General features: G+C 59.4%; 18 protein-coding genes and 1 pseudogene. 11 read left to right on the forward strand and 8 right to left on the reverse strand.

The features are described from left to right. Window positions 1–182 precede the first annotated feature (182 nt). The 4 genes from AAGQ88_RS03785 to AAGQ88_RS03800 all read left to right on the forward strand — a co-directional run bounded on the left by AAGQ88_RS03785 (window position 183) and on the right by AAGQ88_RS03800 (window position 8,697). Window positions 183–1,859, forward strand: coding sequence for a fatty acid--CoA ligase (locus AAGQ88_RS03785; RefSeq protein ID WP_285425607.1), 1,677 nt, complete (start codon window positions 183–185; stop codon window positions 1,857–1,859). Between the two features lie 367 nt (window positions 1,860–2,226). Next, the gene (locus AAGQ88_RS03790) at window positions 2,227–4,164 is read left to right on the forward strand and encodes a DUF1302 domain-containing protein (protein ID WP_285425608.1); all 1,938 of its coding nucleotides are present in this window, start codon (window positions 2,227–2,229) and stop codon (window positions 4,162–4,164) included. Window positions 4,165–4,178: 14 nt separating this feature from the next. Further along, window positions 4,179–5,543 (forward strand): DUF1329 domain-containing protein, encoded by a 1,365-nt coding sequence (locus tag AAGQ88_RS03795; protein WP_285425609.1) that lies wholly within the window; start codon window positions 4,179–4,181, stop codon window positions 5,541–5,543. A gap of 391 nt (window positions 5,544–5,934) precedes the next feature. After that, window positions 5,935–8,697, forward strand: a complete 2,763-nt coding sequence (locus AAGQ88_RS03800) for a LuxR C-terminal-related transcriptional regulator (protein ID WP_342654481.1) — start codon at window positions 5,935–5,937, stop codon at window positions 8,695–8,697. A gap of 30 nt (window positions 8,698–8,727) precedes the next feature. Here AAGQ88_RS03800 and AAGQ88_RS03805 read toward each other — a convergent pair whose 3' ends face one another. Further along, window positions 8,728–9,939, reverse strand: coding sequence for an HD-GYP domain-containing protein (locus tag AAGQ88_RS03805; protein WP_342654482.1), 1,212 nt, complete (start codon window positions 9,937–9,939; stop codon window positions 8,728–8,730). Window positions 9,940–10,334: 395 nt separating this feature from the next. Here AAGQ88_RS03805 and AAGQ88_RS03810 point away from each other — a divergent pair, with 395 nt between their 5' ends. Continuing rightward, complete coding sequence (locus tag AAGQ88_RS03810; protein ID WP_342654483.1) at window positions 10,335–10,979, forward strand: MBL fold metallo-hydrolase; 645 nt, start codon at window positions 10,335–10,337, stop codon at window positions 10,977–10,979. A gap of 109 nt (window positions 10,980–11,088) precedes the next feature. Then, window positions 11,089–11,790, forward strand: coding sequence for an OmpA family protein (locus AAGQ88_RS03815; RefSeq protein ID WP_285425613.1), 702 nt, complete (start codon window positions 11,089–11,091; stop codon window positions 11,788–11,790). 107 nt (window positions 11,791–11,897) lie between these two features. On the opposite strand, the gene AAGQ88_RS03820 is transcribed toward AAGQ88_RS03815, so the two are convergent. The 3 genes and pseudogenes from AAGQ88_RS03820 to AAGQ88_RS03830 form a co-directional block, all read right to left on the reverse strand. Continuing rightward, complete coding sequence (locus tag AAGQ88_RS03820; RefSeq protein ID WP_342654484.1) at window positions 11,898–12,797, reverse strand: acyltransferase; 900 nt, start codon at window positions 12,795–12,797, stop codon at window positions 11,898–11,900. An 81-nt stretch (window positions 12,798–12,878) separates the two neighbouring features. Next, complete coding sequence (gene pta, locus AAGQ88_RS03825; protein WP_285425615.1) at window positions 12,879–14,972, reverse strand: phosphate acetyltransferase; 2,094 nt, start codon at window positions 14,970–14,972, stop codon at window positions 12,879–12,881. A gap of 137 nt (window positions 14,973–15,109) precedes the next feature. Beyond that, window positions 15,110–15,471 (reverse strand): annotated as a pseudogene (locus tag AAGQ88_RS03830) (DUF3565 domain-containing protein). Here AAGQ88_RS03830 and AAGQ88_RS03835 point away from each other — a divergent pair. From AAGQ88_RS03835 to AAGQ88_RS03845, 3 genes are all read left to right on the forward strand, one after another. After that, entirely contained in the window at window positions 15,440–15,925 is a 486-nt protein-coding gene (locus AAGQ88_RS03835; RefSeq protein ID WP_285425616.1) for a peptidylprolyl isomerase, read from the forward strand. The pseudogene AAGQ88_RS03830 and the gene AAGQ88_RS03835 sit on opposite strands and share 32 nt — an antisense overlap. A 130-nt stretch (window positions 15,926–16,055) precedes the next feature. Further along, a complete protein-coding gene (locus AAGQ88_RS03840) occupies window positions 16,056–16,538 on the forward strand; it encodes a glutathione peroxidase (RefSeq protein WP_285425617.1) in 483 nt (160 codons plus the stop codon). 220 nt (window positions 16,539–16,758) lie between these two features. Further along, a complete protein-coding gene (locus AAGQ88_RS03845; RefSeq protein ID WP_342654485.1) occupies window positions 16,759–17,862 on the forward strand; it encodes an NADH:flavin oxidoreductase in 1,104 nt (367 codons plus the stop codon). 423 nt (window positions 17,863–18,285) lie between these two features. Here AAGQ88_RS03845 and AAGQ88_RS03850 read toward each other — a convergent pair whose 3' ends face one another. After that, window positions 18,286–19,452 carry a glycosyltransferase family 1 protein gene (locus AAGQ88_RS03850; protein WP_342654486.1) on the reverse strand — a complete coding sequence of 389 codons (1,167 nt, stop codon included), beginning with the start codon at window positions 19,450–19,452 and terminating at the stop codon, window positions 18,286–18,288. 374 nt (window positions 19,453–19,826) lie between these two features. Between AAGQ88_RS03850 and AAGQ88_RS03855 the strand changes: the two genes are divergently transcribed. Then, a complete protein-coding gene (locus AAGQ88_RS03855) occupies window positions 19,827–20,177 on the forward strand; it encodes a flagellar protein FlhE (RefSeq protein WP_342655733.1) in 351 nt (116 codons plus the stop codon). 44 nt (window positions 20,178–20,221) lie between these two features. On the opposite strand, the gene AAGQ88_RS03860 is transcribed toward AAGQ88_RS03855, so the two are convergent. The 3 genes from AAGQ88_RS03860 to cysZ form a co-directional block, all read right to left on the reverse strand. Continuing rightward, entirely contained in the window at window positions 20,222–20,704 is a 483-nt protein-coding gene (locus AAGQ88_RS03860; protein ID WP_342654487.1) for a hypothetical protein, read from the reverse strand. 48 nt (window positions 20,705–20,752) lie between these two features. After that, window positions 20,753–21,043 carry a hypothetical protein gene (locus AAGQ88_RS03865; RefSeq protein ID WP_342654488.1) on the reverse strand — a complete coding sequence of 97 codons (291 nt, stop codon included), beginning with the start codon at window positions 21,041–21,043 and terminating at the stop codon, window positions 20,753–20,755. Window positions 21,044–21,222: 179 nt separating this feature from the next. Continuing rightward, on the reverse strand, window positions 21,223–21,978 hold the full coding sequence (cysZ, locus tag AAGQ88_RS03870; RefSeq protein WP_285426449.1) for a sulfate transporter CysZ: 756 nt from the start codon (window positions 21,976–21,978) through the stop codon (window positions 21,223–21,225). A 261-nt stretch (window positions 21,979–22,239) separates the two neighbouring features. On the opposite strand from cysZ, the gene AAGQ88_RS03875 reads away from it, so the two are divergent. Next, window positions 22,240–22,839, forward strand: a complete 600-nt coding sequence (locus tag AAGQ88_RS03875; RefSeq protein WP_342654489.1) for a peroxiredoxin — start codon at window positions 22,240–22,242, stop codon at window positions 22,837–22,839. The last annotated feature ends 69 nt before the right edge of the window (window positions 22,840–22,908 follow it).

Genomic DNA, 22,908 nt, shown 5'->3' on the forward strand with positions numbered 1-22,908 from the left:
TCGATTTCCTCCTTCTGCCGATTCCTGCAGGCCGTTTCACGACCGATTTGCCCTTTCAAATGGCGTTATGCCTGTAGGGTCATTCGTCCACAGAATCATCCCTTTGGCTGATTTGACTGGCGAGCGAAGGCCCTAGAGTGCATATTTTCAGCACCGCCTATGCATCTTGAAAAGGGATTCCTATGCTGCAGACTCGCGTGATTCAGCCCGCCGATGGCGCGTACCAATATCCGCTGTTGATCAAACGTCTGCTGATGTCCGGCGGGCGCTATGAAAAGACACGGGAAATCGTCTACCGGGATCACTCGCGCTATTCGTATCTGACGCTCAACGAGCGGATCTGTCGGCTGGCGAATGTGCTGACCGAGGCGGGGGTGAAAGCGGGCGATACAGTGGCGGTCATGGATTGGGACAGCCATCGGTATCTGGAATGCATGTTCGCGATCCCCATGATCGGCGCGGTGATCCACACCATCAACGTGCGCCTGTCTCCGGATCAGATCCTCTTCACCATGAACCACGCCGAAGACAAGTTCGTGCTGGTCAACAAAGAATTCCTGCCGCTCTATAAGTGCTTCGAGAGCAAGCTGACCACGGTCGAAAAGACCTTGCTCATCACCGACACGCAAGACACCAGCGCCGACTTGCCCAACCTTGTGGGTGAATACGAAACGCTGCTGGCGGCTGCCAGCCCGACGTATCAGTTCGAGGATTTCGACGAGAACTCGGTGGCCACCACTTTCTACACGACCGGCACCACCGGCAACCCGAAGGGCGTGTATTTCACCCATCGTCAGTTGGTCCTGCATACGATGGCGGTGGCGACCATCATGGGCAGCGTCGAGGGCATGCTCGGTGGGGACAAGGTCTACATGCCCATCACGCCGATGTTTCACGTTCATGCCTGGGGCGTGCCGTACGCGGCCACGATGCTGGGCGCAAAGCAGGTTTATCCCGGGCGCTATGATCCCGAATTACTCGTGGAGCTGTGGCGCAAGGAGAAGGTGACGTTCTCGCATTGCGTGCCGACCATCATGCAAATGGTGCTCAACGCCAAAGCGGCCAAGGACGTCGACTTCACCGGCTGGAACATCATCATCGGCGGCAGTTCGCTCAACCGTTCCCTGTATGAAGCCGCCAAGGCGCGTGGCATTCAGCTGACGGCTGCGTACGGAATGTCCGAGACCGGCCCGCTGGTATCCGTCGCGCACCTGAATGACGAACTGATGGCGGGCAGCGAGGACGAACGCACGACGTATCGCATCAAGGCTGGCGCGCCCGGCGTGCTGGTCGAGGCGGCAATCGTCGATGCCGAGGGCAATTTCCTGCCCTCCGATGGCGAAACTCAGGGCGAACTGGTGCTGCGTGCGCCGTGGCTCACCGAAGGGTATTACCGCGAGCCGGAAAAGGGCGCCGAGCTCTGGGCCGGTGGCTGGCTGCACACTGGCGATGTCGCGACGCTGGACAGCATGGGCGGCATCGACATACGCGACCGCATCAAGGATGTGATCAAGACCGGCGGCGAGTGGGTGTCGTCGCTGGAGCTGGAAGACCTCTGCAGTCGTCATCCGGGAGTGCGCGAAGTGGCAGTGGTGGGCATCGCCGATCCACAGTGGGGCGAGCGGCCTTTCGCACTGCTGGTTGCCCATGAAGGCCACGTCATCGATGCCAAGGCACTGAAAGAACATCTCAAGCCATTCGTGGAGCAGGGCCACATCAACAAATGGGCCATTCCGAGCCAGATCGCCCTTGTTACCGAAATTCCCAAGACCAGCGTTGGCAAGCTCGACAAGAAGCGCATCCGCTTGGACATCGTCGAATGGCAAAGCACCAACAGCGCTTTCCTCTCCACCCTCTGAGCTGATTTTTGCACGGACATTGTCAGGGTTTTCGGCCCTGACAATGTGCCGCGAAGGCTCTCGCCCGCCGTCTTGCTTGCCAAATTCTCAAATTCAGCCATCCTCCCCCTGCCGCTGAGCCGGTACGCCGAAATCGGCGTGTTAGAGGCTTCGACGCTGCAAATCACACTTTAGAGGGATCAAGTCGTCCCACCTGCTGGATATAGTCGGCAGTAGGTTGAAACCGGAGAAAAACGCCGGATCGTTTCGCAGCTTTACATGGGCTGCCCGATCAGCGTTGACAACCAGGCACTGCGGACACATCCGCCTGAGTCGTTTCTGGAAGCACCCACTGCCAAAAAAAATAAAAGCACATGGAGTAGCGTCGATGACATCAGCAAACCTGTTCTGGCGCCGGGCAAAACTGCCTCTGGCCGTCAGCCTCGCTTCCACGCTCGCCGGCCCTGCATTCGGCGTCAGTTTCAACATCGGTGAAATCGAAGGTAACTTCGACTCGTCGCTCTCCATCGGCGCCAGCTGGTCCACCGAGAATGCCAACAAGAACCTGATCGGTTCCAATAACGGCGGTCATGGCCTGTCGCAGACGTCCGACGATGGCCACCTGAACTTCAAAAGCGGCGAGACGTTTTCGAAGATTTTCAAGGGTATCCACGATCTGGAGCTCAAGTACGGCGACACCGGCGTGTTCCTGCGGGGCAAGTACTGGTATGACTTCGAGCTCAAGGATGAAGGCCGCGACTTCAAGGACATCAGTGATTCGGGCCGAAAAGAGGGCGCCAAGTCGTCAGGTTTCGAGCTGCTCGACGCGTTCGTCTATCACAACTACTCCATTGCCGATGAGCCGGGTTCGGTGCGTCTGGGCAAGCAAGTGGTCAACTGGGGTGAAAGCACCTTCATCCAGGGCGGCATCAACAGCATCAACCCGGTGGACGTCTCTGCGTTCCGCCGGCCTGGCTCGGAAATCAAGGAAGGCCTGATTCCGGTCAACATGTTCTACCTGTCCCAGAGCCTGACCGAAAACCTCTCTGCCGAGGGTTTCTATCAGCTGGAATGGGACCAGACGGTCGTCGATAACTGCGGCACCTTCTTCTCCCAGCCTGACGTGATTGCCGACGGTTGCTCCAACAACCTGGCGGTGTTGCGCAGTCAGGCCGGCCTGAACACCGCGCTGACCAATGCCGGTCTGCCGGCACCTTTGCGCGGCGCGGTATTCAACACGCTGGGCCAGCAGGGCGTGAACTTCGGCAACCCGGATGAGGGCGCCGTCGTGCGTCGCGGCCCTGACCGGGATGCTCGCGACAGCGGCCAGTATGGCTTCGCCATGCACTACAACTTCGAGCCGCTGGACACCGAGTTCGGCGCCTATTACATGAACTACCACAGCCGCCTGCCGATCTTCAGCGGCAAGGGCGCGCCTGCCGGTGCCTACAGCCCTGCAGCGCTGGCCGCCGCGCTCGCGGGCAATGGCGTGCCGGGTATCGCCATTCCGGGGCTGGTCACTCAGTTGCTGCCAGTGGTGGTCGCCGCCAACTCCAGCTACTACGTCGAATACCCTGAAGACATCCACCTGTTCGGTCTGAGCTTCTCCACCACGTTGCCAACCGGCACAGCGTGGAGCGGCGAAATCAGCTACCGTCCAAACGCGCCCGTCCAGCTCAACACCACCGACATCCTGTACTCAGGGCTGTCGCCGCTGAACCCGAACGTCTCGCTGTTGCAGGGCACGCCAGGCCAGGATCAGAAGGGCTATCGCCGCAAAGAGATCAGTCAGGCGCAGACCACCTTCACGCACTTCTTCGACCAAGTGATGGGCGCCGAACGTCTCACGGTCGTTGGCGAAGTGGGCTGGACGCACGTCGGTGGCCTGGAAAGCACATCCAAACTGCGTTACGGCCGAGACCCGAGCTACGGCCCCGGCCCGCTGCCTAACGGCCAGTGCCAGACCCTCAACGCTGGTACGCTGGCAGGCGCTGCGCTGAACAACCTTAGCCGTTACTGCGAGAACGACGGGTTCACCACTACCGATTCGTGGGGCTACCGCGCCCGCGCCATCTGGGACTACAACAACGTGTTCGCCGGTGTGAACCTCAAGCCGAGCGTGGCCTGGTCTCACGACGTCGACGGTTACTCGCCAGGGCCTGGCGGTAACTTCGAAGAAGGCCGCAAAGCGGTCAGCCTGGGTCTGGAAGCGGAATATCAGAACACCTACACCGCCAACCTTTCCTACACCAACTTCTTCGACGGCAAGTACACCACGGTGGATGACCGCGATTTCGTGGCGCTCAGCTTCGGTATGAACTTCTAAGGACAATTATGAAAATGAAAATCTCGAAGGGTCTGTTGCACGTCGGCGTACTGGGTCTGTCCCTGCTGGCGACCGGGGTGATGGCAGCCGTTTCCGAATCCGATGCTGCCAAGCTGGGCACGACACTGACCCCAATGGGCGCCGAAAAGGCAGGCAACGCGGCGAACACCATTCCGGCCTGGAGCCCGATGCCGACCAACGCGGGCGCTGTGGACGACAAGGGCTTCCTGGCCAACCCTTACGCCAGCGAAAAACCGCTGTTCACCATCACCGGCCAGAACGTGGAGCAATACAAGAACAACCTCGCCCCGGGCCAGTACGCGATGTTCAAGCGCTACCCGGAAACCTTCAAGATGCCGGTCTATCCGTCACACCGTGGCGCGACCGTTCCGGCCGATGTGTTTGCCGCCATCAAGAAAAACGCCACCAATACCAAGCTGGTTTCCGGCGGTAACGGTCTGGAAAACTTCGAAACCGCCGTGCCGTTTCCGATTCCCAAGGACGGCCTGGAGGTGATCTGGAACCACATCACCCGATATCGCGGCGGCAGCGTCAAGCGGCTGGTGGTTCAGGCCACACCGCAGACCAACGGGTCTTTCAGCCCGGTGTACTTCCAGGACCAGTTCGTGTTCCGCGACAAGATGAAGGATTTCGATCCGAAGAATCCGGGCAACGTGCTGTTCTACTTCAAGCAGGAAGTCACCGCACCGGCGCGTCTGGCCGGAACGGTGCTGCTGGTGCACGAAACCCTCGATCAGGTGAAGGAGCCGCGTTCTGCGTGGGTGTACAACGCCGGTCAGCGTCGCGTGCGTCGCGCCCCGCAAGTGTCCTATGACGGACCGGGTACCGCCGCCGATGGTCTGCGCACGTCCGACAACCTGGACATGTACAACGGCGCGCCGGACCGTTACGACTGGAAACTCATCGGCAAACAGGAAATGTACATCGCGGCCGACAGCTACAAGCTCGACGATCCGAAGCTCAAATATGCCGACATCATCAAGGCCGGACACATCAACCAGGACCTGGCGCGCTATGAGCTGCGTCGCGTCTGGCACGTGACCGCAACGCTGAAGGAAGGTCAACGTCACATCTACGCCAAGCGTGATTTCTTCATCGACGAAGACACCTGGCAGGCAGCGGTGATCGACCATTACGACGGTCGTGGTCAACTGTGGCGCGTGGCCGAAGCGCACGCCGAGAACTACTACGACAAGCAAGTGCCCTGGTATGCACTTGAAACGATCTATGACCTGCAGTCGGGACGTTATCTGGCACTGGGCATGAAAAACGAAGAGAAGCGAGCCTACGACTTCGGTTTCACCGCCACCACCAGCGACTTCCAGCCCAACGCGCTTCGCCAGGAAGGCGTGCGTTAAGGTCTGAACGAACAGGCGCAGAGTCGTGCAACGTTGATCACAGCTACAGCGCACCGTGGTCCTGCGCCGCTTTGAAATGAAACGCCCCGATCCGTCGGGGTGTTTCGAGCGGGCCGTGACGTCGCTAGGGTCAGTGACCTCATCGGCGAACCATCGCCCGGTCCAGCCAGACGTACAATTGGCACCCTCCATTCGCGAATGAATCGCCTCCCGTCGCGTTCATTGGCACCTCAGCGTCATCTCCGCCAAAACATATGAAGCGACATTCGCGGTGTTGATTGGATATGTTTTCTTACAGTCTTTCGTCGAACAATCTTCAAAAGCCATCACATAGCCGCTAGTCTCCCGACATCTGAACGCCGAATAACAAGCACTTCTACAAGAGCCGGCCATGACTGATCTGTCGCGTTTGCAAGGATTCGCAAATCACGCAGTCACTGCATTGGAGGGACGTTTCTACCGCCCGCCACTGCCTGACGGCTACGTCGCGCGCCCCCGTCTGTGTGAGCGATTGAGCGCCGGTCTGTCCGGACGACTGCTGCTCGTCTGCGCGCCAGCCGGGTTTGGAAAGAGCTCCCTGGCGGTCGAATTCTGCGAAAACCTGCCGGATCAATGGCAAAACCTGTGGCTGGGATTGAGTCATCGAGACAGCGATCCAGGCCGCTTCCTCGAGCGTCTTCTCTCCGGCCTTCAGCAATATTTCCCTCAATTGGGCGGCCAGGCGCTGGGGCTGCTCAAAATGCGTCAGCGTCATCAGCCGTTTGCCTTCGAGGAGTGGCTGGACGGGCTGCTCGACGAACTCGCCATGCACCTGATGTTGAGCAAACCGCTGCTGCTGGTGCTCGATGATTATCATCTGGTCCAGGGCCCGGTGCTCGACCGTTGCCTGCAGTTTCTTCTGAATCATCTTCCCGCCGGCCTCGTCGTGATGGTCACCAGCCGCCAGCGCCCTGACTGGCATCTGGCGCGCCTGCGGCTGTCCCGGCAACTGCTGGAGTTGTCCGAGCACGACCTGCGTCTGACTGACGACGAATCCCTTGCCGTGCTTGATCAGCAGCGTAATTCGCTGTCCGAGGATGCCCTGCGCAGCCTGTTGCAGCGCAGTGAAGGCTGGGTCGCCGGCTTGCGCTTCTGGTTGCTGGCGGCGAGCGAGGCTGGCAGCAACACGTTGACCCAGGGACTCAACGGCGGCGAAGGCCTGATTCGCGACTACTTGCTCGAAGAGGTCATCGACTGTCTGCCCGCCGACGTTCAGACCTTCCTTTATGAAACCGCGTGCCTTGAGCGATTCAGCAGTGCGCTGTGCAACGCGGCACGTGACAGCCATGACAGCGCCGAAATGCTCGGTTACCTGCAAGCCCATCAGGTGTTTCTGGTGCCGCTGGATGAAAACGGGCGCTGGTTTCGTTATCACCACCTGTTTTCCGACCTGCTGCGTGCACGCGCCGGCACCAGTCTTGCGCCCCAGCAACGACGGCTTCACCTCAACGCTTGTCGCTGGTTCAGCGAGCAGGGGCTGCTCGACGAGGCGATTGAGCAAGCACTGCGAGCGGGGCATCTGGACGTTGCCGCCAATCTGGTGCAGAACCTTTCCGAGGAACAACTGCTCGCCGAGCAGAACGTCGGCATGCTCCTGCGCTGGAAGATGGACCTGCCAGACAGCCTGCTGGTCAGCACCCCACGCCTGATCGTGCTGTACGCGTGGGCCTTGGGGCTGGCATGCCAGCTTGATGCTGCCGAAGAACTCGGCAATCAGCTCAGTCGGTTCCTGCCGGCGCCCTCGGCCACGGCGCAGAACTCCATGCTGGCCCAATGGCTGGCGCTCAGCGGCATCATCGCGCGCGGGCGCGGCGACAGCGACACCGCCCAGCGTTATTGCACCGAGGCGCTGGCGACGTTGCCCCACAAACGGTATGGACAAAGGTTGGTGTGCCTGTCGACGCTGGCGAATCTGGCGATCACCGGAGGCGATTTGTGGCGAGCGCGGGCCTTGAATCGCGACGCCCTGGAGCTGGCGCAGCGAGTTGCCAATCCGTTGTTTGAGGCGCTGGCGCACTATGACCGCGCGCGTACATTGCAGGCCCGCGGCGAAGCGCTTCGTTCGATGGAAGAAGTGCGCCAGGGGCTGCGGCGGCTGAGCGGGTTGTCTTCGCAACGACTGTACGCCGTGCGTGCCCGGCTGACGCTGTACGAAGGCTATCTGCTGGTGCAGTTCCTTCAGCCGCAAGCGGGAAGGGAGCGCCTGAACGCTGGCCTGACCGAAGCGCGCGCCTGTCGCGACATCAGCGTATTGATCGGGCACTGCGTGATCGCCGGAATGGAAGGGCGGGAAGGGCGTTTTGCCGAAGCGTTCGCCGAGCTGGCTGAGGCCGAGCGACTGATGCATATCTGGGATGTGCCGCCGGTTTATTACCTGGCGATGATCACGTTGACCAAATGCGAACTGTGGCTGGCGCAAGGTCGTATCGATCTGGCCGACGCCTGGTTGCTGCGCCTGGGCCAGACCTATGGCGGCGATCAGCCGGCGGCTGCGCCGGAATGCATGCCGCAGATGCCTCAGCAGATCGCGCTGTTGCAGGCGTCCCTCGACGTCATTCAGGGCCGCCCCGAGCGATCGGCCGAGCGGCTGCGAGACTTGAAAGCCCAGGCGGATCAGGTCGGTGCGGGGCTGGTCGGGTTATACGCGGCAAGCCAGCATTGCCTGCTGTCACTCGAGACCGACGATCAGCCTCAGGCTGCGAAGCTGCTGGGCCAGAGCCTGGAGCTGGCGAGCGGGGGCGCGGTGTTGCCGCTTCACGGCGTGATCCGAAAATATCCCGACTGGCTGCGCGAGCAGTTATCCAGGCGCCCGTCGTGCCGGCTGGTCGATTATCTGCTCACGCAACTGCCGCACTCTAGCCCCGGCAAGGAGCTTCCCTGCGCGCGTGTCATCAGTGAGCCTGCGGCCTGCAGCGGGCCCGATTACCTCAGCGCAAGGGAACTGAGCGTGCTGCAGCTCATCGCTCAGGGCTGTTCGAATCAGGAAATCAGCGACCGGTTGTTCATCTCTCTGCACACCGTCAAGACCCACGCCAGCCACATCAACAGCAAGCTCGGCGTAGAGCGCCGCACGCAAGCGGTGGCACGCGCGCAGGAGTTGGGCCTGCTGGGTTAGATCAGGCAGCGGCCGTGCGCGGGCCGTCGGCTATCCCGCAGGACAGCCCGCCCACATTTCATCGACGTTGTGCACGCCCCAATCCTCCGCCAGTTCGAACTTGACGATGGCGTCCTGCTCCTGCGCACAGGCGAGGTTGATGACTTCGGGCGTGAACGTGATGCGGGTCTTGGCCGACATGAATATTTTCACTTTGGGGTGCAGCAGCGATTTTTCACCCTGTTCGATGACAATGCCCAGCCGCTCGCTCTTTAGGCGCACCAGCGCGCCCACCGGATAAATACCGACTGTCTTGACGAAGTGTTGGAAGATTTTCTCGTCGAAATGCCCTTTCCAGGATGCCATCTCCCGGACCGACCTGGCTGCGTCCCAGCCTTTCTTGTAGGGCCGGTCTGACGTCACGGCGTCATAGACATCGCAGATTGCACCCATACGAGCCAGCTGACTGATCTGCTCGCCCTTCAAACCATGGGGATAGCCACTGCCGTCGACCTTTTCATGATGATGCAGGCACACATCCATGACTGCGTGGGTCACTTGCTGACAACCCTGAAGAATTTCGAGTCCTGCCTGGGGGTGATGCTTCATCGCTTCGAATTCATCGAAGGTCAGGCGATCGGGTTTATTGAGGATGGTGTTGGGGATCATCATCTTGCCAACGTCGTGCATCAGCCCGGCGACGCCGGCCTCGCGCACTTGCTCCTCATCCAGATTCATCTGCCGCGCAAGCGCAACCATCAGCGCGCACACCGCCACTGAATGCATGTAGGTGTATTCATCGGACGTTTTAAGACGGGACAGACTGATCAGCGCGTGAGGATGGCGCATCACTGACGTCGAAATTTCTTCGACCAGCAGATCGACGTCTTCGGTGTTCATCGAGCGACCCATGCGTGCGTCGCTGAACATGGTCATGACGGCCGCTTTGGCCCGGCCGCAAATCAGTCTGGCGCGAGCCAGTTCCTGTTCCATGCTGGCTGGCGACGTATCGGAATCGCTCTCGCTGTCGCAGGCCGTTGTCGGGCCCGAGGCCAGAATGCTGCTCTGTTCGGCAGGGCTTTTGCCCAGTCGGGTGTCAATCCACACCTCACGCGTGGAGGCCTGAATCTGGCGCAACACCGCCTCGTCTCGCAACTCGCGCTCCACGTGGGAGGTCCAGAAGGGGTCGTTGATCCGGGGGCGGCAGAATTCGTGGATGTACATGCCCAGAGTAAGGTCGGAAACCGCGATTTTTCTTAGCATGAAAGCCTGCTCTACGCTGTTGCTGAGCTGCCTTGCGGGTGCATTGAGTCGACGTCTTATCACCTCAAATGACGCACTATCCGTGTAGTCGCGCAATGCCAGTATATGAGCGCGTTAGTGAAAAATATATCGCGACAGCGAAAATATCTTTATTCGCTTTAATTGAAAATTAATGAATAAAATCAGTAACTTGCGGAATTTTTTTCTGAGCTGTCCGGATGAGTTACAAAAGATTTTTAGCGTTGAACTAAAAGGTCATACTATTCAAGTTCATCCCGCATTAGTTCTCATGCAAATAGTTGGCGTCGCAACTAATTGCCCTTCGGTCTGGCGCTGCGGGCTGACGAGTTTCCCCGGCTGCGTCAGAATGCGTCATCCCTTTCACAGGAATCACCATGGAAGCCGCCAAGCCTCAGTTGATCCGCGAAACCTTCCCCGTCGGGCCGTTGCAGTGCAACTGCACGATCATCGGCGATCCCGTCACCCGGCAGGCCATTGTCGTAGATCCGGGCGGCAACCATGAGCTGATTCTCGCCAGGCTTGAAGCACACGGGTTGAAGGTCGTGAGCATCATTCACACTCACGCGCATCTGGACCATTTCCTGGCGTCGGGGCAATTGAAGGAGAAGACCGGCGCAACCTTGCACCTGCACAAAGAGGATCAGTTTCTGTGGGATAACCTCGAAACCCAGTGTCAGGTGTTTCGCGTGCCGTACGTTCCTGTCCCTGCGCCGGATCGTTGGCTGGCGGACGACGAAGAGCTCGCTTGCGGCTGCGGCGTGGCGCTGCACACGCCAGGGCATACACCCGGCTCGATGAGTTTCTGGTTTGCGGATGCCAAGTTGCTGATCGCTGGCGATACGCTGTTCAAGCGCGGTGTGGGCCGAACCGATCTATGGGGCGGCGACCAGGCCACGATCGTGCGCTCTATCAAGCAGCGCTTGTACACGCTCGATGAGGACGCGGTTGTGGTGACCGGGCACGGGCCGGACACGCGACTGGGTGACGAAATGCGTGAGAATCCTTTCGTCAGAGCGTAGGACTGTTCAGGCCCGGTTAAGGAATTTTTGACGGCGGCCGTGCTCTAATCGCGCAAATCGTCCGGTCTTTTTTGATGGCCGTAGAAAAGCAAAACAGGAGCTCTCCTTGATGTTGACCTTTCGCCGTTTGACCATCGCTGCCACTGCGCTGGCCATGTTGTCTGGCTGCGCTTCGCAGAATCCGTATGACAATCAGGGGCAGGCACAAAATTCGGGCGGCGTGAGCAAAACCGCCAAATACGGCGGCCTTGGCGCACTGGCCGGTGCCGTCGCCGGTGCCGCCATCGACCACAACAACCGCGGTAAAGGCGCCTTGATCGGCGCGGCGCTGGTCGGTGCAGGCGCAGCGGGTTATGGCTACTACGCGGACAAACAGGAAGCCGCCCTGCGCGCCAGCATGGCCAATACCGGCGTGGAAGTTCAGCGTGAAGGCGACAACATCAAGCTGGTCATGCCAGGCAACATCACGTTCGCGACCGACTCCTCGGCCATCGCCAGCAGCTTCTACTCGCCTTTGAACAACCTGGCGGGTTCGCTGAAGCAGTACAACCAGAACATGATCGAGATCGTCGGTTACACCGACAGCACGGGCAGCCGTCAGCACAACATGGACCTGTCCCAGCAGCGCGCGCAGAGCGTTGCGACCTACCTGACGTCCCAGGGCGTGGATGCCGCTCACCTGTCGGTGCGCGGTGCTGGGCCTGATCAGCCGATCGCGAGCAACGCCGACGTCAACGGTCGCGCTCAGAACCGTCGCGTCGAGGTCAACCTCAAGCCTATTCCAGGCCAGCAGTACCAACAGCAGCAGTAAGCTGTCGACGCCACGCTAAAAACCCCGGCCTGAGTGCCGGGGTTTTTTATGGGCGGTCGGTATGTGCCCAGCGTTTACTCAGGCGAGGTGAACGGCCCGTGGGCTGGTCAGCCCGGATGCTGCTCATGCATCTGTGCCAGCAACGCATCCTTGTTTTCCCACATGCGGTTGATCCACTGCTGGAATTCCAGACGGTAGGCGTCATTCTGGTCGTAGCTTTTGCCAATGAATTGCGGCGGGATCTGCACTTCTTCGAAATGCGCGACCACTTCGCGCACGTTCCCGCACAGCAGATCCCAATAACCGGGCTGGCCCGCTGGGTAATGAATGGTGACGTTGACGATCGATTCCAGCTGCTCGCCCATGGCATCGAGCACGAACGCGATGCCGCCGGCCTTGGGCTTGAGCAGATAGCGGAACGGGGAGTTCTGTTGCGCGTGCTTGGCCTGGGTAAAGCGCGTGCCTTCGACGAAATTGAAGATGCCGACCGGGTTGTTTCGAAATTTCGCGCAGGTGCGGCGGGTCGTCTCCAGGTCCTTGCCTTTCTTTTCCGGATGTTTGGCCAGATAGGCTTTGCTGTAACGCTTCATGAACGGAAAGCCCAGCGCCCACCACGCCAGCCCGATCACGGGCACCCAGATCAGCTCTTGTTTGAGGAAGAATTTCAGCGGGCGGATGCGCCGGTTAAGCACGTACTGCAGCACCATGATGTCGACCCAGCTCTGGTGATTGCTGGTCACCAGATAAGAGTGCTGATAATCCAGGCCTTCCAGACCGCTCAGGTGCCAGCGGGTATGACCCAGCAGGTTCATCCAGGCATTGTTGTTGCTGATCCAGGCTTCATGAATGTGGCTCATGAGCCAGTCAGTGACCTTTTGCGCGGCAGTGAAAGGCAGGCACAGCTTGAAGATCGCGACGACGAACAACGGCGTGCAGCAGACGATGGTGTTGAGCGCCAACAGCAGCGAGGCGATGACGCCACGCAAGGGGGCGGGCAAGAAATCCATGAGGGATCGAACTCCGAGGCAAGACAGCCGCCGGTGGGTTCCGGCGGCGTTATTGTGATTGAAGGATATTGCAGGCCGACGTTATTGAGGCAACGTCGCCGCCTGAATCGCAGTCAGGGCGATGGTATACACGATGTCATCGACCTGCGCGCCCCGCGGAAGGTCGTTCACCGGTTTGCGCAAGCCTTGCAGCATCGGGCCCAGGCTGACGCAGTCCGCACTGCGCTGCACCGCCTTGTACGTGGTGTTGCCCGTGTTCAGGTCAGGAAAGACGAACACGTTGGCGCGGCCGGCCACCGGGCTGTCCGGCGCCAGTTGGCGGGCGACGTTTTCGTTGGCAGCGGCGTCATATTGCAGCGGTCCGTCGATGAGCAGGCCGCGCTGCGTCTCCCGAGCCAGCTGCGTGGCTTCGCGGACCTTTTCCACTTCCTCGCCGCTGGCCGAGTTACCGCTTGAGTAGCTGATCATCGCGACGCGCGGGGACAGGCCGAATGCCACGGCAGAGTCAGCACTCTGCACGGCGATCTCGGCCAGCTCACTGGCGGTCGGGTGCGGGTTCATGATGCAGTCGCCGTACACCAGCACCTGCTCAGGGAACAGCATGAAGAACACCGATGACACCAGGGTGCAGCCCGGCGCGGTCTTGATCAGTTGCAGGGCAGGCCGGATGGTGTTGGCGGTGGAGTGAATCACGCCGGAAACCAGGCCGTCGACCTCATCGAGCGCCAGCATCATGGTGCCGATCACCACTGGATCCTCCAGCTGTTGCTCGGCCATCGGCGCGTTGAGCGCCTTGTTCCTGCGCAGGTCGACCATCGGCGCCACATAGCGCTCGCGCACTTCGTCCGGATCGAGAATTTCCAGCCCCGGCGGCAACTCGATGCCCTGGGCGCGCGCGACCGCGTGCACTTCTTCGGGTTTGGCCAGCAGCACGCAGCGGGCGATACCGCGCGCCTGGCAAATGGCGGCAGCCTGCACGGTGAGGGGCTCGGCGCCTTCGGGCAAGACAATGCGCTTGTTCGCCGCTTGAGCGCGCTGAATCAGTTGGTACCGGAAGACGGCGGGCGACAGGCGCATCTCCCGTGGAGTGCCACAGCGCTGATGCAGCCAGTTGGCGTCCAGATGGCTGGCGACGAAGTCAGTGATGATCTCCGCGCGCTCGCGGTCGTCGATGGGGATTTCCTTATTCAGCTGGTTAAGCTGGTTGGCGGTGTCATACGATCCCGTGCTCACTGACAACACCGGCAGACCCGCCTGCAACGCGCCTCGGCACAGGTCCATGATGCGCGGGTCGGGCAGGGTATCGCTGGTCAGCAGCAGTCCGGCGAGCGGCACGCCATTGAGCGTCGCAAGGCTCACGGCCAGGATGATGTCGTCGCGATCGCCCGGCGTCACCACCAGCACGCCCGGCTTGAGCAGTTGCAGCGTGTTGAGCACGGTTCGCGCGCAGATGATGATTTTCGACATGCGCCGTTGTTCGTAGTCGCCGGCGTTGATCACCTGCGCGCCCAGCAGGTCGGCCACGTCACGGGTGCGAGGGGCGTTGAGATCGGCCTGGAACGGGATGCAGCCCAGCAGGCGGAAATCGCCGCTGCGCAACAATGGGGAATGCTCTTTGAGGCGCGCCGAAAACGCCTCCATGCTCTCATCGGTGCGCACCTTGTTGAGGATCACGCCCAGCACTTTCGGGTCCTTGGGGCCGCCAAACATCTGGGCCTGAAGCTCCACGCGGCCCGACAATTCGGTCAGGACCTCGTTTTCCGGCGCCGAGACCAGAATCACCTCTGCGTCCAGCGCCTTGGCCATGTGCAGATTGACCCGGGCGGCGTAGCTGGCGCTGCGGGTCGGCACCATGCCTTCGACGATCAGCACGTCGCGGCCGACCGAGGCCTGCTGATAAAGACTGATGATTTCTTCGAGTAACTCATCGAGCTGGCCCTCGCCAAGCATGCGCTCGACGTGCGCCAGGCCAAGCGGCTTGGGCGGTTTGAGGCCATGGGTGCGGGCGACCAGCTCGGTCGAGCGCTCCGGGCCCAGATCGCCAGGATGCGGCTGGGCGATGGGCTTGAAAAAACCGACTTTGAGTCCGGCGCGCTCCAGGGTGCGCACCAGTCCAAGGCTGATGGACGTCAAACCCACGCCAAAATCAGTGGGCGCGATAAAGAAAGTCTGCATGCGGGCTTCTCGAAAGTGAGCGTGCAAAGGTCCCGGCGTGGCTATGTACGAATTCAGGCTGCGCTCGCCGACGTTTCGTACAGACCCGAGTCCGCCAATGGACCGAATAAAACCGGACGCTGTTCAGTCGCAGCGTCTCAACGGGGGACAAGGTTATCGTTATCTGCCCCTTGCGCGCACCAGCCGCAGCGAAAGGATTGTCCTGTTTTTTCTTGTCGCAAGGCTGCATCGAGCACCCACGGCCGGGACTGCCACGGTGGCTGGTGACGTAAATGCTGGGTGTGTCCGCAGGACAGTTCGACGATCCAGTGGCCGTCTTCATCTTGATGAAAGCCAGTAATCTTCGGGTCGTTTTCCGGCAATGGGAGGTCGTGCAATCGGGGCCGTCCGTCTGAGTTGCGTTCGCTTTCGCGCGAGTGCTTGGTTAGACTTGGTCGCTCATATCTATTTGCAAAAGGTCTCGCCCCATGCCGATCGCCGCCAACAAGGCTGTCTCCATTGACTATACCCTGACCAACGACGCTGGTGAGGTCATCGACAGTTCTGCCGGCGGCGCGCCGCTGGTTTACCTGCAAGGCGCAGGTAACATTATCCCGGGTCTGGAAAAGGCACTGGAAGGCAAGGACATCGGTGACGAGCTCAAAGTCTCCATCGAGCCTGAAGACGCCTACGGCGAATACTCGGCCGAACTGGTCAGCACCCTGAACCGCAGCATGTTCGAAGGCGTTGACGAGCTGGAAGTCGGCATGCAGTTTCATGCTTCCGCTCCGGACGGCCAGATGCAGATCGTGACCATTCGCGACCTGGACGGCGACGACGTCACTGTCGACGGCAACCATCCTCTGGCCGGTCAGCGTCTGAATTTCCAGGTCAAGGTCGTCGCGATCCGTGATGCCAGCCAGGAAGAGCTCGCCCACGGTCACGTCCACGGTGAAGGCGGTCATCACCACTGATTTGTCCTGCTAAGCTCATTTAGCTGGCCAGGCGTCCTCGCGGGTTTGCGAAAACAGTTCGGTTTTCGCGACTTGGGAGGGCGCCTTTTTCGGCCAAGGGTTTTATGTATGGTGAGCAGGGGAGTTCGTCATGAGTGTATTTCACGACCTGAAATTGAAAGCTCTGGATGGCCAGGAACTGCCCCTCGCGCCGCTCAAGGGCAAAGTGGTTCTGGTGGTCAACGTGGCATCCAAGTGTGGCCTCACGCCGCAATATGCCGCGCTGGAAAACCTCTATCAAAAGTACAAGGACCGCGGCTTCAGCGTGCTGGGCCTGCCTTGTAATCAGTTCGCCGGACAGGAGCCCGGGACTCAGGAAGAAATTCAAGAGTTCTGCTCGCTCAACTATGGCGTGACCTTTCCGCTGGGCGACAAGCTGGAAGTGAACGGCCCTCATCGTCATCGTCTCTATCAGATGCTGGCGGGCGAAGGCGCCGAATTTCCAGGGGATATCACCTGGAACTTCGAAAAGTTTCTGGTGGGGCAAGATGGCCGCGTGCTGGCGCGTTTCTCGCCGCGCACCACGCCGGATGATCCTGCTGTCATCCAGGCCATTGAAAAAGCGCTTCATTGATCGTCAACGCACGCTTTGCAGGCAAACTGCTTGCGCTGCGTTGATTCATCCCAATCAGTAACGCCCTTCAGATCGCGATCACGAGCAAGCTCGATCCTGCAGTGGTTTGCGTCAATCTTTCTGTACCTTAATCACTCCAATCAATAGTGCTGGGCACGATGCGCCGTTCGGCTCATTCTGTATGACCTTCATAATATTTCCTTACGCCGAGGACGCCCGCATGCCAGTCAAAGCCTTGTTCAAACCTTTCCACCTGGGCAGCCTGGCGCTACCGACGCGGGTGGTGATGGCGCCAATGACCCGATCGTTCTCGCCGGGTGGCGTGCCTAATTCCAAAGTCATCGAGTACTACCGCCGCCGTGCCGCTGCCGGCGTCGGCCTGATCATCACCGAAGGCACCACAGTTGGGCACAAGGCCTCAAACGGCTATCCGAACGTGCCGCAATTCTTCGGCGAAGCCCCGCTGGCCGGTTGGAAGAAAGTGGTTGAAGCGGTGCATGCGGAAGGCGGCAAGATCGTGCCTCAGCTCTGGCACGTTGGCGCTGTTCGCCGTCTGGGCACCGAGCCGGACGGCGCTGTTCCGGCGTATGGGCCGACCGAGAAGCTCAAAGACGGCAACGTCGTGGTTCATGGCATGACCCGGCAAGACATTCAGGACGTCATCGGCGCTTTCGCTCAAGCGGCGAAGGACGCCAAAGAGATCGGCATGGATGGCGTTGAGATCCATGGCGCTCATGGCTATCTGGTCGATCAGTTCTTCTGGGAAGGCACGAACCAGCGTAGCGATGAATATGGCGGCGATCTGGCCCATCGGTCGCGCTTTGCGATCGAGCTGGTCAAGGCTGTGCGCGCTGCGGTTGGCCCGGATTACCCGATCATCTTTCGTTACTCGCAGTGGAAACAGCAGGACTACACCGCGCGCCTGGTGCAGACGCCCGAGGAGCTGGGCGCCTTCCTCCAGCCCCTTTCCGACGCCGGCGTGGACATTTTCCACTGTTCGACGCGGCGTTTCTGGGAGCCTGAGTTCGAGGGCTCTGACCTGAACCTGGCAGGCTGGACACGCAAACTGACCGGCAAGCCTACGATTACCGTCGGCAGCGTCGGCCTGGACGGCGAATTCCTGCAGTTCATGGTGAACACCGATAAAGTCGCCCAGCCTGCAAGCCTGGAAAATCTGCTCAAGCGTCTGGGCGATGATGAGTTCGACCTCGTCGCCGTTGGCCGCGCGCTGCTCGTCGACCCCGACTGGGCGGTGAAAGTGCGCGACGGCCGCGAAGAAGACATCCTGCCGTTCAGTCGCGATGCGTTGGGCAAGCTGGAGTAAGGCATCCACGATTACTTGTAGGAGCGCGCTTGCTCGCGAATCGGTGGTTCAGTCGCTGAAGGTGTGGCGCCAGTACCGGCCTCTTCGTGAGCAAGCTCACTCCCACAGGTTCAGCGTTGACTGTGGCGATCCAGACCGCCCACCTTGTAGGAGCGTGCTTGCTCGCGATGGCTGATTTCCAGACGCTGCAACTCCACAGCCTGAATCGGCCTTTTCCCGGCTGAAGCCGGTCCTACAGACGCTGCAGGTTTTTCGTAGGACCGGCTTTAGCCGGGAAGGCGTCGGGTGTTGTGCCGTTGATCGCAGGTGGTTTATAGACAGCTGGCTCACTCCCACAGGTTCTGCGTTGACCGTGGCGATCCAGACCGCACACCTTTTAGGAGCGTGCTTGCTCGCGAAAAGTCGGACCATCCATCGCCCACGCTACATCCCCACCACAACCCCTTCCTGCGTTTCGCTCGCCACGCGCAGGTAGCATTCGAACGCCTCGATGACGCCCGCCCAGCCTTGCCGGCTGGCGTGTTGCCGGGCGTTCAATCGCACGCGTCGCAGTGTCTCGTCGTCTTCGAGCATCCATCGTGCGGCGTCGATAAAACCTTCTTCGTCGCCCGGCATGGCGACGGCGCCGTTGTGTCCGTGACGGATATGCTGGGCCGCTGCGGCTTCGTCGTAGGCAACGACGCCAAGCCCAGAGGCCAAGGCTTCCAGCACCACGTTGCCGAACGTCTCGGTCAGGCTGGGGAACAGAAACAGGTCTCCGGACGCATAAAGCGTCGCCAACGCTTCACCGCGCTGGGCCCCGCAGAAAATCGCATCCGGCATTTGCTCCTGCAATGTCGCGCGCACCGGGCCGTCGCCGACAATCACCAGCTTCAGGTTTTTCTCGGGATATTCGCTGACAAGCGAGTCGAACGTGGTCTTCAGCAAGCCCAGATTCTTTTCCAGTGCCAGTCGGCCGACATGCAGAACCGCGGTGTCGCCGGGTTCCAGCCCCCAGGATTCACGCAAGGAGGTGGAGCGCCTGGACGGATGAAACAGCTGGCAATCCACGCCTCGCGACAGCAATTCCAGGCGCTCGAAGCCGCGCCGCTCGAGCTCGTTTTTCTGAGTGACACTGGGCACCAGCGTGGCAGCGGAGCGGTTATGAAACCAGCGCAGATACGAGGTCAGCAGGCGAGTAATGAAACCCAGCCCATACTGCCGCGTGTACTGCTGAAAGTTGGTGTGGAAACCGCTGACGATCGCAATCCGCAAACGGCGCGCCGCCCGCAGGGCAGAAAGGCCCAAGGGACCTTCGGTAGCGATGTAAAGCACATCGGGACGATTGCGCCGCCAGCGCCGCAGCAGCTTGTGCATCGACGACTGCCCCCACTGCAACCCCGGATAGCCCGGAATCGGCCAGCCGCGGCACAGCATCAGATCATCCCCGGCAGCGCGCGAAGGATCGTCCGTCTGCCGAGGCCTGATCACCTCGACCCGATGCCCCCGCGTGCGCAAACCTTCACACAAGCGGCTGAGCGTGTTCGCCACGCCATTGATCTCAGGCGCGTAGGTTTCAGTAATCAGGGTGATATGCAGGGATTTACTCATGACAGCCAGTCTCTGAGCCCCGCATTGCGCTTGCATGGCGGTTGAGTGATGGATTTGTGACATGTTCAAACTTTCTACGCGCGCGGATTAACGAATCACAGTTTGGCCCACTCTTACGTTGGCCTGTACGTCTCTGAGGGGGGTGTAAGAAGTTTCTGAAAGTCGGTTGTTTTCGTGTTCTTCCATTGACTCTGATTTGCTTCTGAATAACGTCGGATTATCAGTTTTTGTCTCGCTAGCGAGAACGTTGCTGACATAACTTTTTAAGCCCTACGTGGCGAAAGTATTCACCTACTCAGGACCAAATGATGAGAAACCTCAAAAGGTGGAGCGGTAGCGCTCTGCGTGCTGGAATGATAAGCGGATTTTTTTGTATGGCGCCATGTGCGTTTGCAGGAACCTATACATCTACGGTTAAGTTGCCAACTTTGCATTCTAAAAATTATGTTTACACCGCTCATGTGCCTATCCCTGCTAGAGTGGGAGAAGGATTCATTAAAAACATAAGCTGGAACTGGAACGTGCATGGGTGGCCGAGGGGGCTACAAGTTTATCTGTGTCAGACCTTGACACGTTGTATTGATATTTCTCGACAGCGCGTAGGTTCCAGGGCAATCTTCACTCAGTTCCTTTCAACGGAGCCATTCTTTTTCGAGCTTAAGTTATCCGATCCTGGTAGAACGCCAGTCGCAGGCCAGGCAGGTCGACTTACTGTCAATTGGTAGATGGAGTCAGTAGGTCCCCGCCGTGATAGGCGGGGACGCTTAGATCAAATACCGAGCATGTCTCTGAATTTTGGCGGCAACGTATCGTGAAGGCTGAAGATCTTTTCAAGGATTGTTATGGCAGGTGTTCCTTTCGCTGTCTCTTGCTGATAAAGCGTTTCGCATTGTCTTTGCATCGCTTGGCTGATTTGCTGAAAGTATTGACTTGATTTTGAGGTCACTGGTTCGCCAGTCAGAGAATAACGAATATTAGTTCGGTCGGACAGATCCAGCAATGGCGATCCCAGAGCGTTGTGGGCGTAGTCGTTCGCGAGCTTCATCGCTGTTTTGGAGTTGATACTTGCTGCGTGTAATATCTCCCGCCGGGATCGCGCTAATTCGACGTTTCGCGTGGTCAGGTCCGACTTCGGTCGGAACGTTTGACTTAAAATGTCCGAGAATTTTCCGTTTTTACTGCGAATATCGTTGTCGTTTTTTACGGAGCTGCCAACGCTATCGATTGTTCGGCTACTTAGCTCAATATGCATGTTCACATCCTCGACGTAAAAGTGCGTAAACGGCGGTTGTCAACATAGTCAACCGGCTGGGAACGGAACAACTCTGGACGCGCCTACTCGCTCTAGTGCTGCCGCTTCAGGTGCGTAGTGCGTTTGTACCGGGTTAAGACTGACCAAATTCAAATGGCAACGAGGTTTGATATGTCGCGTGAGTGCGGCAGGCTCGGCTATCAGCGTCTTAGAAGTGACCCTTTCCACGGCTTGTGCCAGCGCTTGCATGAATTTCGGGGCGTTGGGCTCTGGCTTGGGTTTCGCTTTCAGCGGAGCGGAAACGAATTCGCGTGAAGCATCGATTGGATTAATTTCCATGGACGTGGTTTCCCGGTTATTGAACGCCGAAATGGGCGAGTCCATGGTCAAATAGATCGGGTGTGGGATGTCGTGAAGACTGTTGTAGGACCGCTCCTGATTTTTGATCGAAGGAAGTGCCCGGATGTTTTCACCGCAGTGGCAACGCAAAAAAAGCCTCTTTCGAGGCCTTTCTGGTGTTACCGAATCCGCTCTGCCAGTGTCTCCGCCCCGCGCTCCCTTACCCAGAACAGCGTCGCGCCGGCCACGGCTGCTGGCATCATCAGGAGGTTGACCACCGGGATCAGCAGCACCAGGTACACGATCCCGCCGAAGCTCATGCTTTGCCAGCGTTTGGCGCGCAGCCAGGCGAGCATATCTTGCCAGCTCATCTTGTGGTTGTCGGCGGGGTAGTCGATGTACTGGATAGCCATCATCCACACGCCGAACAGCAGCCATAACGGCGCGGCGATGATGTTGACGACGGGTATCCACGAAAGGATGAACAGGCCGATGGCCCGTGGCAGAAAATAGCCGAGTTTGCGCATCTCGCGGCTCAGGGTGCGCGGGACCATTTCGATGAGTTCGGCCCAGCTGAAGGCGGGGAAGTCGTCCTTGCCCCGGAGCACCACTTCGACTTTTTCAGCAAGAAATCCGTTGAACGGTGCCGCGATGATATTGGCGATCATGGTGAAGGTGAAGAACACCATCAATACGACCAGCACTACGAACAACGGCCACAGGATGTAATTGAGGAAGCTCAGCCAGCTCGGCAGCGAGGGCATGAAGGAATCGACCCACAGGCTGAATTCGTGACCTGCGAAGTAGATCAGGGCGCTGAACAGCACCAGGTTGATGGCCAGGGGTAATAGAACGAACAGGCGAAGCCCGGGGCTGAGGACCAGTTTAAGGCCTTCGCGCAGGTATTGCGGACCGGACAGGGCGGGTGCAGGCATGGTGGCCTCCAGGGGTTGAAGTCGCGCCGACCTTACCGGCTTTGTCGCGGGCGCGGAAGCTGGACGGGCGTCATGACATTCGCCGAAACAATCTCTGGCCGAGAAAGTCTATCGACAGAACCGTGTGGCATCCGATCGGGGATAGGTGGGGTCTATGAGCTGGATTGTGAATCGATATTTCCTTAATCTCTGCCGCCCCGATAAGCTTGCGGGCAACTTTTAGACCTTTTCCCATTCACTTTGAACCTCGAAGGAGTATTGATGAGCGTTCTGGTAAACAAACAAGCCCCTGATTTCGATGCTGCGGCCGTACTGGGTGACGGTTCGATCGTCGACAGCTTCAAGCTGTCGTCCTTGAAAGGCAAATACGTTGTGCTGTTTTTCTGGCCACTGGACTTCACGTTCGTGTGCCCGTCGGAGATCATTGCCCACAACAACCGCATCGGTAAATTCCGTGAGCTGGGCGTTGAAGTCGTCGGCGTGTCCGTCGACTCGCACTTCACCCACGCTGCATGGCGCAACACGCCGGTGGAGAAGGGCGGTATCGGTGAAGTCGAATTCACCATGGTTGCCGACATCAAGCACGAGATCACTCGCGCTTACGGTATCGAACACGACGACGGCGTCGCGCTGCGCGGTTCGTTCCTGATCGACAAGGCTGGCGTCGTTCAGCATCAGGTGGTGAACAACCTGCCGCTGGGCCGCGACGTGGACGACATGGTGCGTCTGGTCGAGGCACTGCAGTTCACCGAAGAGCACGGCGAAGTCTGCCCTGCTGGCTGGCGTCCAGGCCAGAAAGGCATGAAAGCCGACGCTTCGGGCGTTGCTGATTACCTGGCTGCAAACGCTACCAGCTTGTAATACCGTCGCTGCGGCCAAGGTCGCAGCGTCACGATTTCAGGATTGGCGAACGGGTAAACCAAACGGCTT

This window comes from Pseudomonas sp. F3-2 (assembly GCF_038804275.1).
Classification (GTDB): domain Bacteria; phylum Pseudomonadota; class Gammaproteobacteria; order Pseudomonadales; family Pseudomonadaceae; genus Aquipseudomonas.